This window comes from Sphingopyxis sp. 2PD (assembly GCF_005503695.1).
Classification (GTDB): Bacteria; Pseudomonadota; Alphaproteobacteria; order Sphingomonadales; family Sphingomonadaceae; genus Sphingopyxis.
This window is the reverse complement of sequence record NZ_SCMU01000004.1, coordinates 81,728-106,505: the sequence shown is the minus strand read 5'-3', so window position 1 is coordinate 106,505 and position 24,778 is coordinate 81,728. Positions and strand designations below refer to the sequence as shown.

Genomic DNA, 24,778 nt, shown 5'->3' with positions numbered 1-24,778 from the left:
AGACTTGCTCGCCCGCCCAGCCCTGATAGGATGGTGCGGCGCCGGGGGCGTCGATGGCCGCCGGTGGGGAGGAGGGTCACATGACGAATATGCAAAAGGGCTTGGCCGAGCTGATCGGCACATTCTGGCTTGTCTTCGGCGGCTGCGGCAGCGCGGTGCTGGCGGCGGCATTCCCCGATGTCGGCATCGGCCTGCTCGGCGTATCGCTGGCGTTCGGTCTGACGGTCGTCACCATGGCCTATGCGATCGGCCATATCTCGGGCTGCCATCTCAACCCTGCGGTCACCGTCGGCCTGTGGGCGGGCGGGCGCTTCGACGCGCGCGACATCCCGCTCTATGTCGGGGCGCAGGTGGTCGGCGCGGTCATCGCGGCGTTCCTGCTGTTCTACATCGCCAGCGGCAGTCCGGCCTATGACCTTGCGACCAACGGGCTCGCCGCCAATGGCTTCGACACGGGTTCGCCGGGCGGCTACGACATCTGGTCGGCGTTCCTGATCGAAATTGTGCTGACCGCCTTCTTCCTGTGGATCATCATGGGATCGACCGACGGCCGCGCGCCGGCAGGCTTCGCGCCGCTCGCGATCGGCCTCGCGCTGGTGCTCATCCACCTGATCTCGATCCCGGTCACCAACACCTCGGTCAATCCGGCGCGCAGCACCGGCCCGGCGCTCGTCGTCGGCGGGCTTGCGATCCAGCAACTCTGGCTGTTCTGGATCGCGCCCTTGATCGGCGGCGCCGTGGGCGGCCTGCTCTACAAGACGCTGGGCGCCGACACCTTCCCGAAACCGAATATCGAGGGCGAATAAGCATTGATCCGGCGGGGGCGGGGCGCCTCCGCCGGCCTTACTTCAACAGGTCAATCGCAAAGGCGCGCACTTCGTCGGCCATGTCGGGGCGTTCCAGCGCGACCGCCAGATTGGCCTGGATATAGCCCGCCTTCGACCCGCAGTCGTAACGCGCGCCATCGAAGGTGACGGCGTGGAACGGCTGGCTGCCGATCATCGATGCCATCGCGTCGGTCAACTGGATCTCGCCGCCCGCGCCCTTCTCCTGCCCCTCGAGCACCCGCATCACTTCGGGTTGGAGGATATAGCGGCCAGAGATGATCAGGTTCGACGGCGCATCCGCGACCTTGGGCTTTTCGACAAGACCTCTGACCTCGGTCAGCGCCCCGTCGCGCGCGCCGGGGGCGATCACGCCATAGGAGGAGACCTGCTCGCGCGGCACTTCGAGCACCGAGATCAGATTGCCGCCAACCATGTGATAGGCATCGACCATCTGTTTCATGCAGCCGGGCGAGCCGTGCATGAACTCGTCGGGCAGGAAGATGGCAAAGGGCTCGTCGCCGACGATGTCGCGCGCGCACCAGATGGCGTGGCCCAGCCCCATCGGCTCCTGCTGGCGGACATAGGCGCAGGCGCCGGGGCCCAGCCGCGTCGCCTCGAGCACCGACAAATCCTTGCCGCGTTCGGACATCGTCTTTTCCAGCTCGAACGCGATGTCGAAATGATCCTCGATCGCGCTCTTGCCGCGCCCGGTGACAAAGATCATCTGCTCGATCCCCGCCTCGCGCGCCTCGTCCACCGCATATTGGATCAGCGGCCGATCGACGACCGGTAGCATCTCCTTCGGGATCGCCTTGGTCGCGGGCAGAAAGCGCGTGCCGAGACCGGCGACGGGAAAAACAGCTTTGCGGATCGGTTTCATGGGCGGGGGCTTAGCGGCGATAGCGGAACAAGAAAAGGCGGGTCGGTCATGGTCCGCCCGATTATTGCGGCGTCACGATCACCACCACCCGGCGATTGTCCTGGCGACCCTCGTCGGTATCGTTGCTCGACATCGGCACGGCTTCGCCGCGTCCGATGATCTGGTCAGGCGAAAGCTGCATGCCCGCCGTCTGCATCGGTGCCGCGACCGCGGCCGCGCGTGCCTGCGACAGCGTCAGATTATAGGCTGCGGTTCCCACCGAATCGGTATGTCCCTCGACGCGTGCCGTCGTAATACCCACCCCGACGAGACGCGAGGCGATGCGGGCGATCTGCGCCTGCTGCTCGGCCGAGATCGCGCTCTCGTTGGTCTCGAACAAGAGCCGTTCGGGCATGCTGAGCGACCAGTCGAAACCCTGGTCGACAAAGCCTTCGGCCTTCAGCACGGCGACCTGCTCGGGCGTGAAGCCGGTCGGCGACGGTACGCTCTGGCATGCGGCCAGCAGCGCGGCGCAGACGATGAGAAGCACGCTTCGGATCGATTGGGGGATAGTCTGGGTCACGGCGATACTCCGATGGTCATACACGGGAACGGTTGCGCAATTTGTCGGCATACATTGCGGCATCGGCGGTGGTGAGCAGCGCGGTCGCGTCCCGCCCGCCGTCGGGGTAAACCGCCACACCGACGCTGACCGACACATGGTAGCTCTCGCCGCCGGGCAGCTTGACGGGCTGGGCAACGCAGGCCCGAATGCTGTTGGCGAGGTCGGCGGGGACGGTGTCGGCGTCGAGCGGGTCGACGATGACGATGAACTCGTCGCCGCCGATGCGCGCCGCGAAATCGCCCTTGCGCAGCGTGTCCTTGATACAGGCCGACAGCGCGACCAGCACCGCGTCGCCCGCGGCATGGCCAAAGCTGTCATTCGCCGCCTTGAAATTGTCGGCGTCGATGAACAGCAACGCAAAGCGGTCGCCGCGCGCATCGGCCGATGCGATGCGCTGCGCCAGTTGCTCGTCGAACGCGTGGCGGTTCGGCATGGCGGTCAGCGTGTCGTGCGAGGCGCGGTGGGCGAGCATGGCGCGCTCGCTTTCCATATGCCCCTGCCAGCCCTGAAGTTCGTCGAGCAAATTGTTGATATCGCCGCCCAGCCGGTCGAGCTCGGCAATGCCCAGCGGTTTGACGCGCTTGTCGAACCGGCGATGCAGGCGCACGTCATGCGTGACCGTCGCAATCTCGTTGAGCGGCTTGACCAGTTCATATTCGAACCGCCGCGCCAGGAAGATCGTGCCGAACGCGGTAATCAGCAAACAGCCGAGACCGGCGAGCAGGCCGATGCGGACATAATCGATCAAGGTGGAGCTATCGCCCCAGACCTCGATCGTTCCGATCGCCGATCCGTTGCGCTCGATCGGCACCGCAAAGGGTCGCGGGAAAAACATCCGGGTCAACAGCGGCGCCGGGTCGGCCATCGGCGACGACCATTGGGTGAGCGGCTGGCCGCGATCGTTCAGTACGCGCAGCCGGGCGATCCCGGGAATGCGGGTCAGCGGCTCCAGCCCTTCGCGCGCCGCCTGCGGGTCATTGAATACCAGCGCTGGTTCAACACCATAGGCACCAAGCTGCGCCGCCAGTTCCATGTTGCGATCGGCATAGCCGCGCAGCGCCGACACCCCGGCAAGCAGGATGGTCAGCCCCGACAGCGCGACCGCGAACAGGGTGATGCCGAAATGGAAGCGCGACAACAGCTTTTGCAGCGTCGTGCGGGCGCCGATCCGTTCGGGGGTCTGGCCCGTCATGGCGGGCCTCCGGCGCTGCGTCCGATGCTCAGCACCCGCGGGTCGATGCGCAGCGGCCCGCGCCCGATCGCGTCAAGATTGACCGAAAAGCTGAGGCTCGCCGTGCGATTGCTCAGGCAGAACATCGCGCCATAAATGCACGCGGCATCGTCGTCGGTGATGGTCAGGATCGGGCGGCCCCGGACCCAGGCGATCAGTTGTCGTCGATCGGCGATCGCCATGCGGCCCAGGAACAGGATGTCGCAATCCGACCGGCCCGCCACGGTCCCGGCGCTCAACCGGCGTACCGTGACCGACCCGGTGCCAGGCACGTCGGGCGCCATGCGATTGGTCAGCCGCGGGGTTCCGATCACGCACATCACGCGCGGAGTGTCCGCCGTTCCGTCGGGCCAGCGCGCATAGCTGACGATGCCGCCGACCATGCGGTTGACCGCCCGGCTCATGCCGCCGTCGCTGTCCTCGACAATCGTCTGGCTTGCGGCCTGAACCGACATCTGTGGCGTCGTCAGCGACGCGCCAATCAGAAACAGCGATGCCAACACCTTGCAGCGACCCCCAACTGCGCTCGACCCCAGTCTGCCCCAGCGCGGGGGCGTCCGCTAGTCAAAAGGATTGGAAAGTCAATGAAAAGTGACGTCATGCGGCCATTTGGCAACAGTGCGCCGGACCCGAATGGCGAGCGATCATGCCCATATCTCGTCATCCCGGCGAAGGCCGGGATCTCGCCGGTGCAACATGATGCCACGTTGAGATCGCGGCCTTCGCCGGGATGACGACCTGATAACTTAGGCGCGCAGCCGGTCGGCAAACCCCTTGCGCAATTTCGCGAGCTTGGGAGGAATGACCGCCATGCAATAGGGATTGCGCTGGCCTTCGCCGTCCCAATAGGACTGATGATAATCCTCGGCCGGATACCAGTCGGCGGCAGGCTCGATGGTGGTAACGATTGGTGAGGGCCAATCGGCTGCGGCGCGTTCGATGCCCGCGCGCGCCGCGTCGCCCTGCGCGGCGTCGAGCGGGAACAATGCGCTGCGATACTGCGTGCCGACATCATTGCCCTGGCGGTTCAGCGTCGTCGGATCATGCGTCGCGAAATGGACGTCGAGCAGATCGTCATAGCTAATGACCGCGGGGTCAAAGGTGATGCGGATCGCCTCGGCATGGCCCGTATCGCCGCCGCACACCTGCTTGTAGGTCGGGTTCGCGACATGCCCGCCGATATAGCCGCTTTCGACCGTCTCGACCCCGGCGAGCGACTGGAACACGGCTTCAGTACACCAAAAGCAGCCTCCGGCAAAAATGGCGGTCTCATGCGTCATCGGATCGGTCCTTGGTCGGGGGAGGGAGAGTTGCCCAGATAGGGAGCGGCGGCGGCTATTCCAAGGGCGGCGGTGCGTCGATCAACGGCGGGCGCAGCGGCCGGCCTGCCGCCCGCGCCGCGGCGATCAGCGCGGCCTCGGCCTCAAGCGACGCGACGCGGTCGCGCCAAGGCGGATGCGTTCCCGCCTGGATCAGCGGGCGCCCCTTGCGCTGGCCGAAGCGCGTCCAGAACCGCGCTGCCGCCGCCGGATCATATCCGGCCCCGGCGAGCAGCCACACCGACAGCCGGTCGGCCTCGATCTCGGTCTGCTTGAACAGCCGGGCGCTGCGGCCAAACTGCTTGCCGAGCCCGCGATCGACCCCGGCGGCGTCGAGCCGGGCGCGGTGGCGGAGGATGTTATGCGCCAGCTCGTGCGCGATCGCCGCGGCGAGCTCGTCATCATCGGCGGCAAATTGCGCCAGCCCCTGGTTGACCAGCACCATCCGGCCGTCGGCGACGGCGCCCGCCTTTTCGCTCGCCTCAACGCGGAAATCGCTGACACATCCCGCAACGGGGGTCAGCGTCAGCGGCCCCGCATTTCCCGCGTCGAGTGCGAGCGGTGCGGTGGGCGGCAGCGCCGCGAGCCATGTTTCGATCGCGGTGATCCGCGCAAAGGGATGCGCGTCGGCGCCATCGGGGACCGCGCTGCCCTGTATCCCGGTGATCGCCGCGCCGACGCGCAGGCCCACGGCGGTCGCAGGCGACGAGGGCGCGATCGCCGCAACAAAGGGCGCGTCGCGTTCGGCTGCATCATAGACCGCAAGCGCCTCGGCCCGCCGATCCGCATCATAGAGCCGCGGATCGCCCCAGATCCAACCGAACTGCGGCTGCTGCACCGGGCACCAGGCGGCATTGGCAGTGGTCAGCCGAAAACCGATCGCCGCGACGCGCGCCTCGATCGCGGCCAGCGCCGCATAGGGCGACGGATCGGCGGGCGCTGCGGCACCCGCGGGCACGGCGGCGAGCAGCGACAGGGCGACGACAAGGGCGGAGGCACGATGCGGCATCGGCCCCGCTTATCAACGCGCGCCTGTCGCGGCCATGAATTTCCCCGTCCACGCCGCTGCCCACCTCTTGCCTATCGCCCGACAAGCGCCGATAGGGCGGGGCGATGACGAACGCCGCCTCCCTGTCTTCGCCCGCCGCTCGCCAACCCCGCCCCGCCGCGCTCGCGCGCTGGCTGTGGGCGGTCGCGTTGCTGGTGGTTATCGTGGTCGGTGTCGGCGGAATTACGCGCCTCACCGAATCGGGGCTGTCGATCACCGAATGGCGGCCGGTATCGGGCGTGCTGCCGCCGCTGAACGAGGCCGATTGGGTCAAGGAATTCGAGAAATATAAGCAGATCCCGGAATATAAGGAAATCAACCGCGGCATGTCGCTGGCCGGGTTCAAGGCGATCTTTTTCTGGGAATGGCTGCACCGCATTCTGGGCCGCGTCGTCGGCATGGCGATGATCCTGCCGCTGGCCTGGTACGCATGGCGCCGCGCGATCCCGGCGGGTTATGCCGGGCGCCTGCTTGCGCTGACATCGCTCGTCGGGCTGCAGGGCGCGCTCGGCTGGTGGATGGTCGCATCGGGGCTCGAATATCGTACCGACGTCAGCCATTTCCGGCTCGCCGCGCATTTGCTGACCGCATTGTTGTTGCTCGCAGGCCTCGTCTGGACGGCGCGCGATCTCGATGCGTTGGCACGCGATCCGTCGGCACGGCCCGCGCGGCTGACCGGCGGCGGCATCGCGGTGATCGCGATCCTGTTCGTCCAGCTGCTGCTCGGCGCATGGGTCGCCGGACTGAACGCCGGCTTCGTCGCCAACACCTGGCCGCTGATGAACGACCATCTCGTGCCGGAGGGGATCGATTGGGCGGGCGGAGCTTGGCTCGCGCTCACCAATGATCCGTTTCTGATCCATTTCCTGCATCGCTGGTGGTCATGGATCGCGGCGCTGGCCCTGCTGCTGCTTGCACGCAATCTGGCGCAGCGCGGCGCGGGGCGCGAGGCGCGGCTGCTGGTCGCGGTCGTCGCGGTGCAGATGCTGCTCGGCATCTGGACCGTCATATCGGGGGTGTCGATGTGGGTTGCGGTCGCGCATCAGGTGGTCGGGGCGATCCTCGTCGCCATCGCCGCCGCCGCCTTGCACCGGCAGGGCCGCGCGGCGGCATGAGCTTGCTCGCCGGCCTGGGCAGCGCGCTGCTGCTGGTCGCTCAGCCCGTGCCCCCGCCGGCCGGTGTGTCGGTCGCGGCCGCCCCGGCGTTCCAATTTGCCCCGCCCGTCGATCGCCCGATGACCTATCGCGTGACCACGCGTCGCATCGGGCGCGACGGCTCGTTGATCAGTTTTTCGCTGGTCTATGCTTTGCAATGGCAACGAATGGGGCGCGGCTATCAGTTGCGATCGGTGCTGCAACGCATCGATTCCGATGCGCCGCCCGCGGTCACGCGCGCGCTGACCTTGATGCTTCAGCCGCTGGTCGGTGAAGAACTGGCCTATCTGGTAGCGCCTGACGGCAGCCGCGTCGAACTGGTCGATCCCGACGGCCTGTGGGACCGCGCGACCGCGCGGGTCGAGGCTGCGGCAGCCGAGGGTGACCGCGCCGAGGCCAGGCGGCTGGCGCAGTTGATCGCGGCACTTCCCGCGGCCGAACGCGACCGGCTGGCGACCGCCGACGCGCGCGCTCTTGTTGCGGCGGCCAATGATGCGATCACCACCGCCGCAACGACCGAGGGTGCAAGCATCTCGACGCGGCATGGCGGAACGCTGCGGACGATCGCGACCGCCGACACCGCCGTCGTCGGCGGCACGGGTGGGGCGCCGTTGCACATCGACCAGTTGTGGACCGTCGATACCGCCACGGGATTGGTGATGGAGGAACGTCGCCAGAGCTGGATCGTCGAACCGGACGGCGCGGCACGGACGCTGGTCGAGGAACGGGTGAGGGCGGTCGAGCCTGCCTCGTGAATCGCAAGGTATCATGATACCTGTCAGCAAAGCCGCTCCCTGCTTGACTTTTTAGCTGCATACAGCCATTGGCCCGCTCCGAAGCGCCGCTGCGTCCGCCCTGGACACGCGGCGCAACTGTTTCGGGGCGCTGTTGCTCCGGTCCATATCTGTCAAGGAGCGTGCCATGAAGGCGCTGACCAAGACGACCGTTTCGGCGAATGCCGCCACGGTCGAAAAGAAATGGGTGCTGATCGACGCCGAAGGTCTCGTCGTGGGCCGCGTTGCCTCGATCATCGCCAACATCCTGCGCGGCAAGCACAAGCCGTCGTTCACCCCGCACGTCGATTGCGGTGACAATGTCATCGTCATCAACGCCGAAAAGGTGGCGTTCACCGGCAACAAGCTGCAGGACAAGCGGTACTACAAGCACACCGGCTATGCCGGCGGCATCAAGGAAACCAGCCCCGCGAAGATCCTCGAAGGCCGTTTCCCCGAGCGCGTGCTCGAAAAGGCCGTCGAACGTATGATCCCGCGCGGCCCGCTCGGCCGCCAGCAGATGCGCAACCTGCGTATCTTCGCCGGCAGCGAACATCCGCATGACGGGCAGAACCCCGAAGTGATCGACGTTGCGTCGATGAACCGCAAGAACAAGGTGGGTGCATAATGGCTGACGAACAGACCATGACCGATCTCAAGGATCTCGCCGGCGCCGTCGAAGGCACCGCGACCCCGGCCGCTCCGGCCGCTCCGCTTCGTGAAAAGATCGTCGACAAGCAGGGCCGCGCTTATGCGACCGGCCGCCGCAAGGACGCCGTCGCCCGCGTGTGGCTGAAGCCCGGCACGGGCAAGATCACGATCAACGGCCGCGACCAGGAAGTTTATTTCGCACGTCCGACGCTGCGCCTCGTCATCAACCAGCCGTTCGGCCTGACCGATCGCGTTGGCAGCTATGACATTGTCGCGACCGTCAAGGGCGGCGGCCTTTCGGGCCAGGCGGGCGCCGTGCTGCACGGCATCGCGCAGGCGCTGACCCGTTTCGAACCGGCGCTGCGCAGCCCGGTCAAGGCGGCCGGCTTCCTGACCCGCGACAGCCGCGCGGTCGAGCGTAAGAAGTATGGCAAGGCGAAGGCCCGCCGCAGCTTCCAGTTCTCGAAGCGCTAAGTTTCCTCCGCCGACGGGTGGAGAAAGGAAGGGCGGTCCGGCAACGGGCCGCCCTTTCTCGTTCGGGCGGCAACGCGATGAACAGAGTTAAGCGACGGTAAATAGGCCATTGTCTATTGGCCGCGCGCAGCTAAGCTACCCCTATGCGCCGACTCTCTGACCCGGAGGAGGTGTACACTTATACTTTGGGGGTAGTTTATGAATTTTTGTTTTGATTCGCGGCGCATGCGCCGCGGAGCGTTGCTCACGTCGGTCTGCGTCGCGGGCCTGCTGCAGGCGGCACCCGCGCTCGCCGAGGCTGATGCGGGCATCGCGCCGACTGGCGGCGAAGGCCATATCACGGTCACGATACCCGAACCGCAGGCCAATCTGGTCCCGGTAACCCCTGGGCCGACGATCCAGCAGATCACCCCCGAACCCGAAATCCTGATCGCCAATCCCGGGACCCCGACGACGGCGCGTGACCCGGTGAACATCACCGGCGTCGGCCAGATGATCATCGACAATGGCGGCGGCTTTGTCGGCCTGTGCACCGGCACGCTGATCAATCCGCGCACCGTGCTGCTGGCGGCGCATTGCGTGAACACCCGCGCCGCGACGGCTTATGGCGCCAATTCGGGCGGAACCGCGATCGGCTTCGGTTTTGAAACCAACACCCGCGCGAACGCGGCGGGGCAGACCGACGAACTGGTGCGCTGGCTGCTCGGCGGCGCCGGTGGTGCCGGCAAATATCAGACCAACACCGCGCAGGCGTTCTACAATTCGAACTGGCTGGCCTATAACCCGCTGTCGCTCGAACCCGCGGCGCGCAGCTTCCTTTACGGTGACGTCGCGGTCGCTTCGCTGGATACCCCGGCGGCGAATATCCCGACATGGGCGCTGCTGTTCTCGCCGCTCACCAACACCGGCACCATCGGTGCTTCGGGGACCGGCTATGACGTCGGCATCGTCGGTTATGGCAACAATGGCACCGGCACCAGCGGCGCCTCGGGCAGCGACTTCCGCCGCCGCGCGGCCGAAAATATCCTCGGCGCACTGACCGACTTGCAGACCTTCGAAGGCTTTCTGTTCGGCGGCGCGCCCAACGGTCTGACCCAGAATCTCTATTTCCTCGACTTCGATGATCCGCGGCGCGGGATGACCGGCGCGAGCCCCTTCGATTTCAACGCGTTCCGCGACAACGCGCGCACCAATCCGAACGGTGCCTCGCTGGAGGGTATCACGTCGCAGGGCGATTCGGGTGGACCGCTGATCCTGCAGAACGCCTTTGCACGCCAGGTCGTCATCGGGGTGCTTTCGGGCGGCTATACCCGCTTCTTCACCGGACAGCCGGCCAATGGTTATGGCACGGTGTCCTTTTACCAGCCGCTCTATCTCTATTGGGACTGGATCGCAGCGAACAATCCCTATCATTATGTGTCGGCGAAGGCGGGCAACGGGTCGTGGACCGACCCCAATCATTGGGTGTCGACGATCGACCCGTCGTACATGATCGAATCGGGCGGGCAGCTCGTCAACGGCATCCCGGCGCTGACCGGCGAACAGAAGACCGGCACCAGCGGCGATTTCGGCCAAATCTGTTTCCAGAGCGGCGGGGTCAGCGATTGCCTCGACACCCGCACCGGGGTTGAGGTCGTCGAAAACCGGCCGATCGGTACCTCGGGCGACAACGCCGGTTCGGCCTCGATCGCCGACATTACGGGCGGCGCGACCGCCTCGCGCGATGCGTTGATGCCCGGTGCGCAGCCGGAGGCACAGGCAGCGGCGACCCCGTTGCCCGCCGCGACGCTCGCCAATGGTCTGCCCGGCGCCACCAACTTTGTTCCGAACAATGTCGAACCGGTCCGCACCACGGGGACGCCGCCGCGCTATTTCGACGTGACGCTCAGCGCGACCGGGCTCACGACGCTGTCGGGCGCGAATATCACGATCGACCGGCTGACGATCGGCACCGCCGGCGCGGCGCTGCAGATCGACTCGGGCGCATCGCTGTCGTCGCTGATCAACGTCAACCAGCTCGCGGGGATGGTGACGGTCAACGGCACGCTGAGCTCGGTCGGTGACTATAGCCTGTTCGGTGGCGGCCTGATGGGGTCGGGCCGGATCAACGCGCCCTTCCTGACCAGCGTCCTCGGCCAGATCGCACCGGGCACCCCGACGACGATCGGCACGTTGACCGTGGGCGGCAATCTGGTGCTGTCCTCGGGCAGCAACCTATTCATCAACTTTGGCCCCAACGGCACGTCGGACGTGCTCGCGGTCGTCGCGAACGGCACGTCGGCCGGATCGGCGACGCTGGGCGGCGCGGTGAGCTTCTCGCCGGTGGCGGGGACGCAGGTCACGGCAGGCAATCGCTACACCTTCCTGACCGCCGCGGGCGGGGTGACGGGCACCTTCAGTTCGGCCAATGCGCTGTCGGCGATCCTGACCCCGCGTCTGACCTATGGTCCGAACAGCGTGTCGGTCGAAATCCAGGCCGGTCTCTACCGCGACGTCGTCGCCGCCACCGCTGTGCAGGGCGCCTATGCTCAGCTGCTCGACCAGTCGCGCGGCACCGCCGGGCTTGCCAGCGTCTATGGTCCGCTCGACCTCCAGAACGCCGCGACGATCCGCGCGACACTCGAAAGCTGGGCACCGCGCACCGAAACGCTGCGCGGTTCGCTCGCGACGGTGGCGGTCGACAATATGTCGCGCTTCACTCGCGATCGCCTGCTCCAGCTCGACGACGGCGACATGGGCGGTACCCTGTCGATGATCGGCCGTCCGGTGCAACTCGCGCAGCTCAACATGACCGCAGTCGGCGCCGACACGATGGCGGTGCGGTCGGACAGCGATGCGGTGACGGTGCAGCAGGGCCGCTTGCCCGACGACACCAGCGCCTTCCTGGCTGGCGGCTATCTCGACGGCGACAGCCGCCCGATGGCGAGCGCGCTGCCGGGCGGGGGCCGCGACCAGTTCGACGGCTTCTACCTGGCGGGCGGCATCGAAAAGGCGCTTGATGAAGGTAGCGTGATCGGCTTCGCACTCAGCTACACCGACGTCGACGGCACCACCCCGATTGCGGGCCAAAAGGCCAGCGGTAGCCTGTACCAGGGTACGCTTTACGGCAAGGCGATGCTGGGCGGCGGGCTCGAACTCGCGACGCAGGTTAGCGCCGGTGCGTTCGATTCGCGTACGACGCGGGTCGCCGATCTGGTTGGCACGCCCTATACGCTGACTGGCGAAGACAGCGCGCTGGTCTTCACCGGCGAAGTCAGCCTGGCCAAGAATTTTGACCTGGGTTCGGTCGAATTCGGGCCGCGGGCTGCGCTGCGGGCGAGCCATATCGGCTTTTCCGACATCAAGGAAAATGGCGGCGGGCCCGCGCTACAGCTCGACCGGTCGAGCTTCAACAGCCTGCAGGCACGCCTCGGCCTCGCGCTGTCGGGCAAGCGCGGCAGCAGCTTCCAGCCGCACCTCAGCGCCGACTATGTCCATGAATTCGAAGACGCCCCGGCATCGTTCGGTGCGACATTCGTCGGTGGCCCCGGACCCAATGCGATCTTCGGCCTCGCCGGGACCGACAAGGACTGGTTCGAAGTCGGCGGCGGCGTCACGTTCAAGACGGGCAATGTCGACCTGTCGATCGGCGCCGACACGACGATCGGACGCAAGGATGTGTCGAACCAGAGCTATCGCGGTTCGGTGACCTTCCACTTCTGATCGAACCCTGACCAAAAAGGGGGAAGGGCGGTCCGGAAACGGGCCGCCCTTTTTCGTCAGGGCGCCGGGTCACGGCGTTGACATCGCGCGACGGACATGGCGATGTGCAGCCTCCTCCTATCGAAAGCCCCTCATGACCCATGCAACGCTGATCCGGTGGCATATGCTGACCGCGGCATTTCTGTTTCCCGCCATTCTGCTCTTTCTGGCGACGGGTGCGCTGTACACCTGGGGGATCAAGGGCGACTACGCGTCGGCCGAATATGATGTGGTGCTCGCCGCGCCCCTGACCAAAGACAAGGATGCGTTGCAGGCCGTCGCCGCCGCCGAACTGAAGCGCCGCCAGATCGACCTGCCGTCCGGCGCCGCATCGGTGAAGTCGATGGGCGATGCCTTTCAGCTGGAGTGGACGGGTACGCGCCGCGACGTGCTGCTCGACCCCACCGACGAAGCCCTGACCGCGAAGCTGACCGTGAAGGATACCGGCTGGCACCGCTGGCTGGTCCAGATGCACAAGGCGAAGGGCGGCATCGCGTTCAAAATCTATGCGGTGGTGCTGGCGCTGGGGTTGCTGTTTCTGGTGGTGTCGGGCCTGTTGATGGCGTGGCGCGTCCGCGCCATGAAGCGCCCCGCAATTCTGGCCTCCGCAGCCGGATTGGCGGCCTTTATCGGCATCGCGCTGATTTCCTGAAGTCGCCGGCTACAGCAGCTCCAGGCTCCCCAGCGCCAATGCCTGACGCGCCGGGCGTTCGGCCATCACCGCGAACATTTCGTCGCCGCGATCGGTGCGCTCGACGTTCATCGAGGCAAAGACGGCCATGAAATATCCGCTAAGCGCCCCGACCCGGTAATCGTCCCACAGGGGCGTCGGGTCGGGATCGACCCCGTGTCGGCGCAGCGCCGCGATCCAGTGGTCGAACGCCGGGCGATCAGCGGCGGCGCGCTCGAAGGGGTCGGCGATGCTGGTACCGACCAGATAGGCAAGGTCGGCGGCACCGCTCCCGCCCCCCAGCGTCTGCCAGTCGACCAGCCAGCACGCATCTCCGTCGGGCGCGAACAGGATATTGTCGATGCGCAGGTCGCCATGGACCAGCGTCCGCGCCGCGGGTTCGCGCGCCAGATAAACGTCGAGCTTGGCGACGATCCCCGCGCCGATGTCGAGGATTTCGGGGGCTAGGCGCGCGGCGTAGCGCTCGCGAAATCCCAGATAGAGCTGAGGGAACAGCGCGCGGACCAGTTCGCCATTGTCGCGCGCGAGCCAGGGCATTTGCGCCAGCTGCGGATCGTCCCACAGATGGGCATGAAGGCTGGCCGCCGCCGCGATGCACGGCACCAGCCCCGCAAGGCCGAGCCCGGCAAGCTGGTCGCCCTGCCGCGCCGGGGCAAGGTCGGACAGGATGAGGATGAAATCGACCTCGTCATCGGCGATGGCGTGATGGTGGCAATGCGGTGCGGGAACGCCGCTCGCGGCGGCAAGTTCGCGGTACCAGCTGACTTCCTTGACATAGGTGCCGGTGAGCTTGGCGATGTTACGGCTCGCCGCGTCGTGGCTGGGGCATTTGGCGATGACGGTTGGGGGCGCGTCGGTGTCGCCCTGCCAGTCGAGCGTCAGGCGATAGCTGTCGCACATCTGCCCGGTGCCGACCTTGGCCGCGGCAAATGCCTTGAGTTTACCCGGCTGCCCCAGCACGGCGCCGAGCCATTCGGCAGTCATCGCCTCGGGCGAGGTCGGAAAGCTCATGCAGCGGGGTCCATCAACCCGGTCAGGCCGGTGGGCGCGTGCGGGCCGACGAACAATTGTTCGAGCACGCCGACGCCATGATGCACCGCGTCGCCATCGACGAGTTCGGCGCGAACCAGCGCCTGCACATGCATCGCCAGTGGATTGCCCCACGCCCGCTCGGCTGCGGACAGGCTGTCGTGCGCGACCTCCAGATCGCCATGGTCGAAGCCATGACCCCAAATAGGATGGGTGTACCCAAGCCCGCTCATCGCGAACAAAGGGCCGTCGGGGGTGAGCGTTAGGCGCGTGCTGCGGTCGAAATCGGCGGTCAACTTGGTCAGTCGCCGCGTACCCTGCTGCCATTCGGCGGCGAAGGCCGGATCGGCGAAATGGCGCTCACCGCCGTTTCCGCCCACCAGCACTGCGCGGCGGTTCCATGGTGCACCTTCGCCATCGTCGTTGCTGTGGAAAAACAGCGAGCGATCGGCGAAATTGCACGGCGTCCACAGCCAGAAGAATTGGTGAAAATTGCCTTGCGGCGGCGGTTGCGGTTCGGCGGCGCCGACCGGGCGAATGCCCCAGCTGCGGTCCCGCGTCCCGGCCCAGTCAGCGCCGATCTCGACCCGCGCCCCATCGACCGCCAGCCATCCTGACCAGTGGCCGTTCTGGGTCATGCGGGTATAATCCATGAACAGGCGGGTGCCGTTGCGGCGGGTAAAGCGCGGCTCTTCGATCGGAAAATGGCGCGCCGTGAAATGCAGCTCTCCCGCCAGCGGCCCGTCGTTGGCGGCAATCGTCAGCGTCAGCCGCTCCAGCGGCTCGTCGATGCGGATAGCGATCGGCCCGACCGCCAGATCGAGCCGCTCGCCCGCCGAGCGGCGGCTGGCGCGCAGATTATGCTGCACCCCGCCGACCAGCACACAGAACGCCGCATCGACGATGCCGAGCTGCGGATAAAATCCCATCGCGGCGGCAAAGAAGACCGAGCCGTCGGGGGCGTAGCCGTTGAAGAAATAGCGGTCGTAAAAATTGCGGTCGGTACCCGCGAACGCGATCGGCTCGGCGCTCTGGTGCAGCGGGAAATCGTCGCCCTTGGTCAGCATCGCTTTTCCTCATCCCGTTTTTTCTTGCAACCTAACGCGATGCGGCGCGGCGTCAATGCACCGGTGGATCGACCGGAGGGACGGCGTGGATCGGTGCCACCGGCTCGCCCGGTGCGCGCGGGGGCAGGGCGTCGGGCGGGATCGCGTCGATGAGCATGTCGGGGGTCGGCACCGCGGCGCTGTTGCGGACCCGAACCGCGACTTCGCCATCCCGGATGCGGAGCTCGTTGAAGCTGGGCGGGGTCGACCGGATACGTTGCGACAGGGTCCCCGCGCCGATCATGCGGATTGGTCCCGCGGCGGTCGGGGTAACCAGATCGAATGCGTCATGGACATGGCCGGTCAGCACCGCCGCGACGCCGCGCGCTGCGAGTGCTTCGAGCGCGCGCGCGCCGCCGCGGGTGAGCGCGCGGCCTTTCGTCCCGGCTTCGACGAGGGGATGATGCGCGGTGACCAGCGCGGTGGTGCCGCCCGGCAGTGCGTCGATCGCCGCCAGCGTCTTGGCGAGCGCATCGCGCGTCACCCAGCCTTTCGACCAGTCGAGCCGCCACTGCGCGCGCGCGGTGGTTTTGAGCGGCACGACGGCGACCCTAGCGAGGTTCAGCTCGCGCTCGACCAGTCGCTCGATCCGCCGGATCCGGCGATAGGGCCAGAAGAAGCGCGCGAGCGGATTGAAATAGGGCAGGTCATGGTTGCCGACCTCAACCGTCACCGGCACATCAAGCGCCTCGATCCAGTCGCATGCGGCGGCAAATTCATGGCTCCGCGCGCGCATCGTGAGGTCGCCGGTAATCAGCACCGCATCGGGCTGTTCGCGGCGCACACAATCGCGGAACCAGTCGAGCGCGGTGCGATCCTCCAGCCCGAAATGCAGGTCGCTGATATGGAACAGTCGCGTCATGCCGTGGCGATGAAATCGACCGCGCTGGTGCCAAGGCGGAAGATTGCTGGGGATGCTACCTCATTCAGCTCGCCGTCAAACTCCAGACTGATCGGCTTGTCGCTTTCCAGCACGATCGTATCGCAGGTTGCGATCGGTTCGCTCGGCCCCTCGCGAAAGTCGCCGCCCAGCCATGCGAGGCCGTGGCGCAGCACGTCGCCGGTGCCATCGGTCAATATGCCATCGGCGCGGATCCCCGCGGTGGTCGGGGTCAGGATGACGGCGGGATAGGTTTTGCCATCGGCGCCGATCCGCACGCCCGGCGCATTCATCATCTCGTCGAGCGCGTCGGGAGCAGCGCGGCTTGCTTCGATCAAGCCATCCTGCCGCATCGTCTCGCGCACCTCGGCCCAGCGCGTCGCGGGTCCGGCGATGATAGTGATGAAAGCAGTCCGGGCGTCCGACACCACCGTCGGGATCGCGCTGCGCCGGACCTCGCCTTTCAAAGCGTCGGCCAGAATGTCGGCTACCGGGCGATCACCGTGCAATTCCTTGGACAGCAGGTTGAGTGTCCCGCCGGGTAGCACCAGGACCGCGCCGTCCCATCCGGTTGCCTTGGTCGCCGCGGCGTTGATCGTGCCGTCGCCGGTCCACACCAGCAGCAGGTCGATGCCTTGCGCCTTCAGCGCGGCGGCATCGGGAATGTCGCCGTCGGGCAACGCAAAGGTCGCCACCAGCGGCGCGCCATGCGTGCGGCACAGTTCGGCGATCTGGTCGCGGACAGCCTCGTCATGGCTGCCGCTTTGGGTGTTGCAGATCAGGGCGGGGCGAGTGAAGGGACTGGTCATCGCGCTGTCCTACGCATGAGGACGAAAAAGGTGGCCACTGAATTTCGTCCTCCCGGCGCCTCCCTGATCACAGATGCGCGGTTCGTCCGCCGCTTGTTCCCCGCTTCGCCGCGCGATAGGGCGTGACGATGGCAGCACCGATTTCCAAAGGACGGCGATTGATCAAATATCTGTTGGTGGCCGTGCTGGTGGTGCTGTTGTTCGGCGGCGCGGCGCGGGTGATCGTCGCGGGCGGGGCAAAGTCGCTCAACCTCGGCGACCGGCTGCTGGGCGACGGTGACGGCGCGACGTTGCAGGTGGCGGGGCAGCCCTATGGCGCAGGCGCGCGCAACAAGCTCAATATCTGGGTGCCGACGGGAACCAAAAAGACCGACAGGCTGCCGGTCCTCATCTTCCTCTATGGCGGCGGCTGGTACAGCGGCGCGCGCGATGACTATGGTTTTGCCGGTCGCGCCTTTGCCAAACGGGGCTTTGTCGTTGTCATCCCCGATTACCGCATCGTCCCCGAGGGGCATTGGCCCGACTTCCTGCACGACAGCGCCGCCGCGGTGGCGTGGACCGACGCGCATATCGGCAATTATGGCGGCGATCCCGATCGCATCGCACTGGCGGGCCATTCGGCGGGCGCCTATAATGCCGTGATGCTGGCGCTCGACCCGCAATGGCTGCGCGCGGCGGGCAGCGATACGTCGGTGATCCGCGGCGTCGCGGCGCTCGCCGGCCCCTATGATTTTGCGCCTTTCGAAAAGGGTGGCCGGGCCGATGTGGCGATGGGCGACATTCGCCCCATCGAACGGACGCAGCCGATCCGTTTCGTGCGCGGCGACGCGCCGCCGCTGTGGCTGGGGCACGGCACCGCCGACACGATGGTGCGGGTGCGCAACAGCCAGCGACTGGCTGCCGCGATGCACAAGGTCGGCGGTTCGGCGAAGCTGCGCGAATATGACGGGCTCAGTCACAACGACCTCGTCATGGCGCTGACCAAACCGCTGGCGTACAAGGGGCCGGTCCTGCCCGATATGACCGATTTCCTGCGCGGTGCGACGGCGCGTCGCATCGCTCCGGCGCCGCTCGCGCAATGATCCCCGCGATCATCCTCGCGGGCAGCCGTCCCGGTCCCGACCCGCTGCTGACCGGGAGCGGCGTATCGACCAAGGCATTGTTGCCGATCACGGGCGACGCGATGCTGGTCCATGTCGTGCGCGCGCTGCGCGCGTCTCCGCTGGTCGGGCCGATCACGATCCTGGCGCAGAACAGCGCCGAACTGGCGGCCGAGCCAGAATTGACAGGCTTCGCCGACCTGCATTTTGCGGACTCGGGGCAGGGGATCAGCAGCTCGCTCGCCGCGGCGCTCCCCGCCGGTGAAGAACCGCTGCTGGTGACGACCGCCGACAATGTGTTGCTGACGCCGACGATGATCGCCGAATTCCTGCGCGGCGCCGAGGATAGCGATGTTGCAGTGGCGATGGTCGAACGCGCGGTGCTGCTCGCGCGCTACCCGGAATCGAAACGCACCTGGCTGAAGTTTCGTGGCGGCTGGTGGTCAGGCGCGAACCTATTCTACCTGCGCGGGCGGCGGGTGCTGCCGCTGCTCGATTTCTGGGGACGGATCGAACGCGACCGCAAAAAGGGACTGAAGATCATCGCGGCGTTCGGCCCGTGGCTGCTGATCGGCGCGTTGCTGCGGCTGTTCACCATCCAGCAGGGGGTCGCGCGCGCCGGACGGCGCTTCGGGCTCAAGGCCAGGATCGTGCCGATGTCCGAGGCTGAGGCGTGCATCGATGCAGACAAGCCTGCCGATATTGTGCTGATCGAGCGAATCTTTGCCGCGCGGCGGCAAGCCGCTATAGGGCAGCCGCTATGACCATCGAAAAAGCCATCATCCTGTCGGCCGGGCAGGGTTCGCGCCTGTTGCCGCTGACCCGCGACATTCCCAAATGCCTGATCGACCTCAACGGTCGCACGCTGATCGGGTGGCAGGTCGCGGCGCTGGCCGCGAACGGGATCAAGGACATCGTCGTCGTCACGGGCTTTCGTACCGAGCGTGTCGAGGATCATGCATTGCAGCTGTACCGCGACACCGGGGTACGCATCCGCACCCTGTTCAACCCCTTCTTTCAGGTTGCCGACAATCTTGGCACCTGCTGGATCGCGCGCGAGGAGATGGACCGCGATTTCATCATCCTCAACGGCGACACCATCGTTTCGGAAGAGATCGTCGCCAAACTTATCGCGGGCGCGCACGAGCCGATCACCGTCACCGTCGACGTCAAGGCCGACTATGACGACGACGATATGAAGGTGAACCGCGACGCCGACGGCCGCCTACACCATATCGGCAAGCGGCTGCTGCCCCCCGATACCAATGCCGAATCGATCGGCATGCTGGCATTCGTCGGCGACGGGCCGTCAATTTTCCGCAGCCAGATCGACCAGATGATGCGCACCCCCGAAGGCGTCGAGCGCTGGTATCTGCGCGCGATCGACGTGATCGCCAAGGGCAACCGCGTCGGCACCGTGTCGATCGAGGGGCTGGACTGGCAGGAAGTCGACTTCCCGCAGGACGTCGAAGCCGCCGATGCGCTTACCGCGAAATGGGCCGCGGAAGGCCGTTACGCGAAATAGGGTTTGAGCCAGCCGGTGAGCGCGGCGATCTGTGCATCGCCCAGCTTGACCGCCTGCGCCAGATCGGGCGGCCCCGGCCAACCGGTATCGGTGACCGCAAGGCCCGCGCCCATCCGTTCGCCGTCATAGCGCGGCAGGACGTGGAAATGGACGTGCGGATCGACCATCATCAGCATCAGATAATTGATCCGGGTATAGCCGACCGCCTGACTCAGCGCGGCCTCGATCGCCGACGTCGCGACCTTGAGTTCTGCGTGCGCCGCCGCGGGCAAATCGCCGAACGCCGTCGCATCCGACTTCGCGGCGAGCACCAGCGCGCCGAGGGTCGGTTGGGCGGGGCGCAGTAATACGACCCAATGGTCATATTCAGCGATCAGCGTCGCGGGGTGGCCGAATTTCGCGATGGTGTCGTTCATGCTTCCTCCATCCAGCTGACAATCGGGCGCCCCGCGCGCCGCTGGGCATAGGCCTGCGCCAGTTGCACAGCATGAACGATCAGCGAGATGACCGTCCACCAGGCGACGGCGATCAGCCCGATGTCGGGGCGCCCGGCAAGCGTGGCGAAGAACAGGATCGCGATATTCGGGTTGCGCCGCGCGGTGATCAGGCGGAACTGGCTGTCGAACCGGCGCCAGACATGGACGTCCATCCCAAAGTCCTTGATGAACATCCCCTCGATCACGCGTTGCAGCACATAGCCCGCGACGAGTGCGATCATCACCAGCAGGAAGGTCTGGTCGGACAGCGCGAGCCCCCAGGCGCCAAGCCCGACGCCCCAGAAATACCACCAGAAGGGCGGGTGGATCAGATCGACGCCATGATCGGCAACATTGCCCCATTTCGACGAGGTGATCGTGCAGCGCGCCAGCTTGCCATCGACGGTGTCGAGTACCATGAAGATGAAAGCGGCGAGCATCCCGGTCCAATATTGGCCATGGGCAAACAAATAGGTCGCATAAACGCACAGCGCCGCACCGATCGCGGTGACCATATTCGGCGTCATGCCGATGCTGGCGGCGATCCGCGTCAGCCACAGCGCGAGTTCGGGCCAGAGATATTTGGTCAGCGCGTCGGTGACGCCCTTATAGGCTCCGAAATAGCTTTTGCGCTCGATTTCGCGCCGCGTTTCGGGGGTCAGCCGCTGGATGAACGGCGTATCGAGCTTGCGCAGCTGGCGGTTGTAGATTTGCGGATTGTCGCGGTAATCGATGATCGTGAGCGCATCCCGATGCGCCGCGATGTCATCGGGACCGAGGCCGCCGGTAAGGTGCGCCATCACCAGCGCGTCGCCGTCCATCACGACGGTGCCGGGCAGCGTCACGATATGCCGCAGCCACACCGGGTCGAACACATAGTCGAGGTTGACGAACAGCCGCGCCCCCGACGCAGGCGGCGTGTCGAGCAATCCTTCGGCACGCGCCATCCGGCGCAGCCGCTCGGCGTTGGTCATTCCCCACAGCAGGGTCGAATTGTCGCCGATCAGTGCCAGCGCGGGCAGGGTCGTTGGTTCGCTCATCCGCCGCTCTTATCCTGTGCAGCATCCTTTGCAAGGAAGCGCGCAATGGCTTCGGCCCCACGCCGCGCCGCGCCCGCCGGATCGCCGCCGATCGATTCGGCCAGCCGCTCGCGCTGCGCGTCGATATAGCGCGAATGACGCGCGCCCGCCTGATCGAGCGCATTGGGAAGGTCTGCCACATCGTCGATGACGTCGCCCAGCGTCCAGAACAGATAGTCGGGATCACCGACCCATTGGGCGTCATGGGCGTTGAGAAACAGGCAAGGGCGCGGGGTTGCCAGAAATTCGTAAACCTGGCTGCTGACATCGCCCAGATAGAGGTCGGAGCCGCTGGTGTAGCTCATGTCGAACAGCCGGTCGGAATCCAGATCGATCAGAATCTTGCCCGGAATAGCCAGCGTCTTGATCGCCGCGCGATCGCCATCGCTGGCCTCGGCAAACAGGCGGATGTGCGGCGCAACGACCAGGTTATACCGGTTCTGCGCCGCGAACCAGTCGATGATGTCGCGCCCGAAGCGATCCCACGACGACAGCCCGCGATGGAAATGCGGCGCATAGAGAACGGTCGGGCGATCATTGTCGAACAGCCGCGCGCGCGTCTTGTCCAGACGCGTCATCAGGTCGAGCTTCACATAACCGTTGAGTGCGTAATGGCCCGGTCGGATCGTTCCGGCATCGAGCAGGCGCTGTTCGCTCTTTTCGCCCGCGACCAGCACAAAATCGAAATGGCGGTCGCGCGGGTCGAGCATGATCGCGCGGTCGCCCGCGCCGTGCGGGGTAAAGATCAGCCGGGTGCGGCGGGGCAAAAAATGGCGGATCGCGGTCGTCGTCCGTTCGGGTACGACGATCGCGTCGAACTGGCGCAAAAAGCGCAGCGCGCCGAACAGGATCGGCAGGCGCGGATGGCGAATGATCGCGCGCGCGCGCAGCCAGTGGCTGATCCCGCGCTGCCCGAGCAGCCTGATCCGGGGCGAAAAGCCGGGATAGGCCGCCATCACCTGTTCGACCACCGGCAGATGTCCGGCGCTGGCGACCGCGACCTCGACATCGCTGCCCGCCGCCGCCATTTCGGCGGCGATCGGCAGCGCGTGGAAAATCTGGTGCGGTTCGCCGATGAACAGGAACAGGGTGCGCATTACCGCACCTTGGCAGCGGCGCCCGCCGCCTCGTCTTCAAAGTCGGCTACCTGCCAGCCGTGCCGCGCCGCCCGCCGGACAAATTTTTCGCCGCGCCCGACCAGCCACGCTTCGTTCGCGAGGGCAAAGGTCGGCGCGTCGCTGACATGGTCGGAATAGGCGCGAATATGCGTTGCGCCAGCCGCATGGGCTTCGATCCATTCGGCGACCCGCCGCGCCTTTTCGGCGCCGTAGCAATTGGGGCCGTCGAGTGCGGGCAGCCAGTTGCCGTCGGCGTCGCGCTGGTGGCGCGAGGCGACGATCGCGTCGAAGTTCAGCGCGTCGGCAATCGCGCCCGCGTAAAATTCGGGCGCCGCGGTCGCCATCAGCAGTTGGTAGCCCTCGGCCCGATCGCGCGCGATGCAGGCTCGGGCACCCGGCGGCACATCGCGCGGAACGCGCCAGGTGGCAAAACGGGTAGCAAGCCGCGCTGCGCGCGCGGGTGTCAAATGCGATCCGAGCATCAGGTGGATGGCGGCGGGCTTGAACCGGTCGCGACCGTAAAGGCGCAGCGCGTAACCGATCATCAGCGCGGCGAGCAGCGGGAGCAGCAACAGGCGCCACGGCGCCTCGCGCGCCGCCGCCCACAAGAGGAACAGGGTGAAGGTCGGCTTGCGCAGCACGGTGCGGTCAAGATCGTAAATGGCGATGCGCGCGGGGGAGCCGGTCATGGGGTCTCATCCTCGATCAGCCGCAATTTCCGTCCCGCTTTGCCGAGCGAGGCGCGGTCGGCATAGGGCAGCGCGAAACGGATCGCGGCCCATATCGATCCCAGCGCGATGATCACGATCAGCGGCAGCGCAACCGGATCGGGCAATCGGTCGGCGAGCAGCGCCGCGGCGCCCGCGACCAAGGTCAGCGCCATGCCGCGCATCGCAACGACCGGGAACTGATGGTCGAACGGGTGCAGCTTTTCGTTCATGGCCAGTTGCAGGGTCGGAATACCCGCCATCACCACCAAACCGATCGACGTGGCGAGCGTGACCCCGGTCAGCGCATCCATATGATCGACGATCAGCCACCCGGCGCCGATCGCGACGCCGACGCCAAAGATGCTCGCGGTCAGTTGGTGGCGAAAGGCCGAGACCACCTGCAACACCGGCGACGAAATGCCGAGCACCGCTTCGGCGGCGCGTGCGAACAGCAGGATGACCAGTGCGGCCTGTGCCGACTGGGCTTGCGCGCCGAACAGGCTGAGCAGCGACGCGCTGCCCGCTGCGAGGACGGCGGCGAGCGGCAGCGCGATCGCCGAGATCAGCCGGGTCGCATAGGCGTAAATATCAGCGACTTGCGCCCGATCCCGGCGCTCGGCGCTGGCCGCGAGCGGCGCCATCACATAGACGAAGGCGATGCGAACGAGCTGGACGACGCTCGACAGCTTGCGCGCGATGGTGAACAGCCCCGCCGCCGCGGCGCCCGCCGCGCCCGGCAGCAACAGGTTCAGGATCAGTGCAGGGGCGTCCCCGAACAGGCGCGCGATGATGTTCGACGGCAGGATCGACAGCCCGGCCCAAAAGGTATTGCGCGCGGTTTCGGTGCCGCGGGGGCCGCGCCAGAACCCCTTCAGGTCGTAATGTCGGGAAAGCAGCCGCACGCACAGGATCGCTGTGATCGCCAGCGAGCAGAGGTGCGCGATGAACAAACCTTTCAGCCCGAGCCCGCCCGCAAAAAACATCCCGGCAAACACCAGTCGCAGCACCTGTTCCCAAACGATCCGCAGCCGGATTTCGGCGCCGAACACCATCCGCGCGCGCAGCGCCGACGTCGCAATCTCGACAAAGGCCCAGAGCGGCAGCGCCCAGACGAAAATCTGGATCGCCGGGGTGACGAGTTCGCGGTCCTTTGCGGCAACATTGAGCAACGGTCCAAGGTCGGCGGCGAAGACCGCAATCAGCGCCGCGACCACAATGCATGGCCCTACGCCAAAGATCATCGCAGTGCGCAGCGCTGCGGCCGCTTCGGCGTCGCTCGCCGATTGTGGCACCGTGCGCTGCATCGCGCTGGTCATCCCTAGGTCGAAGATGTTTTCGAGCAGGTTGATCGCCGCCCAGAGCACCGCATACAGGCCATAGCCCGCGAGCCCGAACATCAGCACATACAGCGGCTGTGCGACGATCTCGACGACTGCGCCTAGCCGCGCGAGCACCGTGGTACCCAGCCCGCGCGCGACGCTGCGGCTGGTGACGGCGGGTTGGGCGGCGCTTTCGCTCATCGCTGCGCACGTAGCGTTTGTTGGCTGACGAAT

General features: G+C 66.4%; 25 protein-coding genes. 10 read left to right on the top strand and 15 right to left on the bottom strand.

The genetic code is table 11. From position 1 onward, the window contains the following. The first annotated feature begins 80 nt into the window (after nucleotides 1-80). Nucleotides 81-806: an aquaporin Z gene (gene aqpZ, locus FFS18_RS05900; RefSeq protein WP_137870157.1), complete on the top strand. Its 726-nt coding sequence runs from the start codon at nucleotides 81-83 to the stop codon at nucleotides 804-806. 37 nt (nucleotides 807-843) lie between these two features. Here aqpZ and galU read toward each other — a convergent pair whose 3' ends face one another. The 6 genes from galU to FFS18_RS05870 form a co-directional block, all read right to left on the bottom strand. Continuing rightward, on the bottom strand, nucleotides 844-1,707 hold the full coding sequence (galU, locus tag FFS18_RS05895) for a UTP--glucose-1-phosphate uridylyltransferase GalU (protein WP_137870156.1): 864 nt from the start codon (nucleotides 1,705-1,707) through the stop codon (nucleotides 844-846). Between the two features lie 61 nt (nucleotides 1,708-1,768). Continuing rightward, nucleotides 1,769-2,269, bottom strand: coding sequence for an outer membrane lipoprotein YfiB (gene yfiB, locus FFS18_RS05890; protein ID WP_249340320.1), 501 nt, complete (start codon nucleotides 2,267-2,269; stop codon nucleotides 1,769-1,771). A gap of 16 nt (nucleotides 2,270-2,285) precedes the next feature. Further along, nucleotides 2,286-3,503: a diguanylate cyclase DgcN/YfiN gene (dgcN, locus tag FFS18_RS05885; protein WP_137870154.1), complete on the bottom strand. Its 1,218-nt coding sequence runs from the start codon at nucleotides 3,501-3,503 to the stop codon at nucleotides 2,286-2,288. After that, nucleotides 3,500-4,045, bottom strand: a complete 546-nt coding sequence (gene yfiR / locus FFS18_RS05880) for a regulatory sequestration protein YfiR (protein WP_137870153.1) — start codon at nucleotides 4,043-4,045, stop codon at nucleotides 3,500-3,502. The genes dgcN and yfiR overlap by 4 nt, the downstream gene beginning before the upstream one ends. A 243-nt stretch (nucleotides 4,046-4,288) precedes the next feature. Beyond that, on the bottom strand, nucleotides 4,289-4,822 hold the full coding sequence (gene msrA / locus FFS18_RS05875; protein ID WP_137870152.1) for a peptide-methionine (S)-S-oxide reductase MsrA: 534 nt from the start codon (nucleotides 4,820-4,822) through the stop codon (nucleotides 4,289-4,291). Between the two features lie 55 nt (nucleotides 4,823-4,877). Then, entirely contained in the window at nucleotides 4,878-5,870 is a 993-nt protein-coding gene (locus FFS18_RS05870; RefSeq protein WP_137870151.1) for a M48 family metallopeptidase, read from the bottom strand. 104 nt (nucleotides 5,871-5,974) lie between these two features. Between FFS18_RS05870 and FFS18_RS05865 the strand changes: the two genes are divergently transcribed. From FFS18_RS05865 to FFS18_RS05840, 6 genes are all read left to right on the top strand, one after another. Next, nucleotides 5,975-7,024: a COX15/CtaA family protein gene (locus FFS18_RS05865; protein ID WP_120215414.1), complete on the top strand. Its 1,050-nt coding sequence runs from the start codon at nucleotides 5,975-5,977 to the stop codon at nucleotides 7,022-7,024. Next, nucleotides 7,021-7,818, top strand: coding sequence for a hypothetical protein (locus FFS18_RS05860; protein WP_120215415.1), 798 nt, complete (start codon nucleotides 7,021-7,023; stop codon nucleotides 7,816-7,818). Before FFS18_RS05865 ends, FFS18_RS05860 begins: the two co-directional genes overlap by 4 nt. A gap of 166 nt (nucleotides 7,819-7,984) precedes the next feature. Beyond that, nucleotides 7,985-8,464, top strand: coding sequence for a 50S ribosomal protein L13 (gene rplM / locus FFS18_RS05855; RefSeq protein ID WP_120215416.1), 480 nt, complete (start codon nucleotides 7,985-7,987; stop codon nucleotides 8,462-8,464). Continuing rightward, nucleotides 8,464-8,961 carry a 30S ribosomal protein S9 gene (gene rpsI / locus FFS18_RS05850; RefSeq protein WP_120215417.1) on the top strand — a complete coding sequence of 166 codons (498 nt, stop codon included), beginning with the start codon at nucleotides 8,464-8,466 and terminating at the stop codon, nucleotides 8,959-8,961. The genes rplM and rpsI overlap by 1 nt, the downstream gene beginning before the upstream one ends. A gap of 225 nt (nucleotides 8,962-9,186) precedes the next feature. Further along, nucleotides 9,187-12,663, top strand: a complete 3,477-nt coding sequence (locus tag FFS18_RS05845) for an autotransporter domain-containing protein (protein ID WP_249340319.1) — start codon at nucleotides 9,187-9,189, stop codon at nucleotides 12,661-12,663. A 7-nt stretch (nucleotides 12,664-12,670) separates the two neighbouring features. Then, nucleotides 12,671-13,354 (top strand): PepSY domain-containing protein, encoded by a 684-nt coding sequence (locus tag FFS18_RS05840; protein WP_349304041.1) that lies wholly within the window; start codon nucleotides 12,671-12,673, stop codon nucleotides 13,352-13,354. Between the two features lie 9 nt (nucleotides 13,355-13,363). Here FFS18_RS05840 and FFS18_RS05835 read toward each other — a convergent pair whose 3' ends face one another. The 4 genes from FFS18_RS05835 to FFS18_RS05820 are packed head-to-tail and all read right to left on the bottom strand — an operon-like array spanning nucleotide 13,364 to nucleotide 17,217. Continuing rightward, nucleotides 13,364-14,404 (bottom strand): phosphotransferase, encoded by a 1,041-nt coding sequence (locus FFS18_RS05835; protein WP_137870149.1) that lies wholly within the window; start codon nucleotides 14,402-14,404, stop codon nucleotides 13,364-13,366. Continuing rightward, nucleotides 14,401-15,489: an Rv3169 family protein gene (locus tag FFS18_RS05830; RefSeq protein WP_137870148.1), complete on the bottom strand. Its 1,089-nt coding sequence runs from the start codon at nucleotides 15,487-15,489 to the stop codon at nucleotides 14,401-14,403. Before FFS18_RS05830 ends, FFS18_RS05835 begins: the two co-directional genes overlap by 4 nt. 52 nt (nucleotides 15,490-15,541) lie before the next feature. Then, complete coding sequence (locus tag FFS18_RS05825; RefSeq protein ID WP_137870147.1) at nucleotides 15,542-16,390, bottom strand: metallophosphoesterase family protein; 849 nt, start codon at nucleotides 16,388-16,390, stop codon at nucleotides 15,542-15,544. Then, on the bottom strand, nucleotides 16,387-17,217 hold the full coding sequence (locus tag FFS18_RS05820) for a diacylglycerol/lipid kinase family protein (RefSeq protein WP_137870146.1): 831 nt from the start codon (nucleotides 17,215-17,217) through the stop codon (nucleotides 16,387-16,389). Before FFS18_RS05820 ends, FFS18_RS05825 begins: the two co-directional genes overlap by 4 nt. A gap of 128 nt (nucleotides 17,218-17,345) precedes the next feature. On the opposite strand from FFS18_RS05820, the gene FFS18_RS05815 reads away from it, so the two are divergent. From FFS18_RS05815 to FFS18_RS05805, 3 genes are read left to right on the top strand one after another with little or no spacing between them, the layout of a single operon-like run. Further along, nucleotides 17,346-18,299, top strand: coding sequence for an alpha/beta hydrolase (locus tag FFS18_RS05815; RefSeq protein WP_137870145.1), 954 nt, complete (start codon nucleotides 17,346-17,348; stop codon nucleotides 18,297-18,299). Continuing rightward, nucleotides 18,296-19,081, top strand: coding sequence for a nucleotidyltransferase family protein (locus tag FFS18_RS05810; protein WP_137870144.1), 786 nt, complete (start codon nucleotides 18,296-18,298; stop codon nucleotides 19,079-19,081). The genes FFS18_RS05815 and FFS18_RS05810 overlap by 4 nt, the downstream gene beginning before the upstream one ends. Next, nucleotides 19,078-19,842, top strand: a complete 765-nt coding sequence (locus tag FFS18_RS05805; RefSeq protein ID WP_137870143.1) for a phosphocholine cytidylyltransferase family protein — start codon at nucleotides 19,078-19,080, stop codon at nucleotides 19,840-19,842. The genes FFS18_RS05810 and FFS18_RS05805 overlap by 4 nt, the downstream gene beginning before the upstream one ends. Here FFS18_RS05805 and FFS18_RS05800 read toward each other — a convergent pair. From FFS18_RS05800 to FFS18_RS05780, 5 genes are read right to left on the bottom strand one after another with little or no spacing between them, the layout of a single operon-like run. Then, nucleotides 19,830-20,258, bottom strand: coding sequence for an HIT family protein (locus tag FFS18_RS05800; RefSeq protein WP_137870142.1), 429 nt, complete (start codon nucleotides 20,256-20,258; stop codon nucleotides 19,830-19,832). The two genes, FFS18_RS05805 and FFS18_RS05800, sit on opposite strands and share 13 nt — an antisense overlap. Beyond that, a complete protein-coding gene (locus FFS18_RS05795) occupies nucleotides 20,255-21,358 on the bottom strand; it encodes a CDP-alcohol phosphatidyltransferase family protein (protein WP_137870141.1) in 1,104 nt (367 codons plus the stop codon). Before FFS18_RS05795 ends, FFS18_RS05800 begins: the two co-directional genes overlap by 4 nt. After that, a complete protein-coding gene (locus FFS18_RS05790; protein ID WP_137870140.1) occupies nucleotides 21,355-22,494 on the bottom strand; it encodes a CDP-glycerol glycerophosphotransferase family protein in 1,140 nt (379 codons plus the stop codon). Before FFS18_RS05790 ends, FFS18_RS05795 begins: the two co-directional genes overlap by 4 nt. After that, nucleotides 22,494-23,204 carry an HAD family hydrolase gene (locus tag FFS18_RS05785; protein ID WP_137870139.1) on the bottom strand — a complete coding sequence of 237 codons (711 nt, stop codon included), beginning with the start codon at nucleotides 23,202-23,204 and terminating at the stop codon, nucleotides 22,494-22,496. Before FFS18_RS05785 ends, FFS18_RS05790 begins: the two co-directional genes overlap by 1 nt. Further along, entirely contained in the window at nucleotides 23,201-24,745 is a 1,545-nt protein-coding gene (locus FFS18_RS05780) for a lipopolysaccharide biosynthesis protein (protein WP_137870138.1), read from the bottom strand. Before FFS18_RS05780 ends, FFS18_RS05785 begins: the two co-directional genes overlap by 4 nt. Nucleotides 24,746-24,778: the final 33 nt, after the last annotated feature.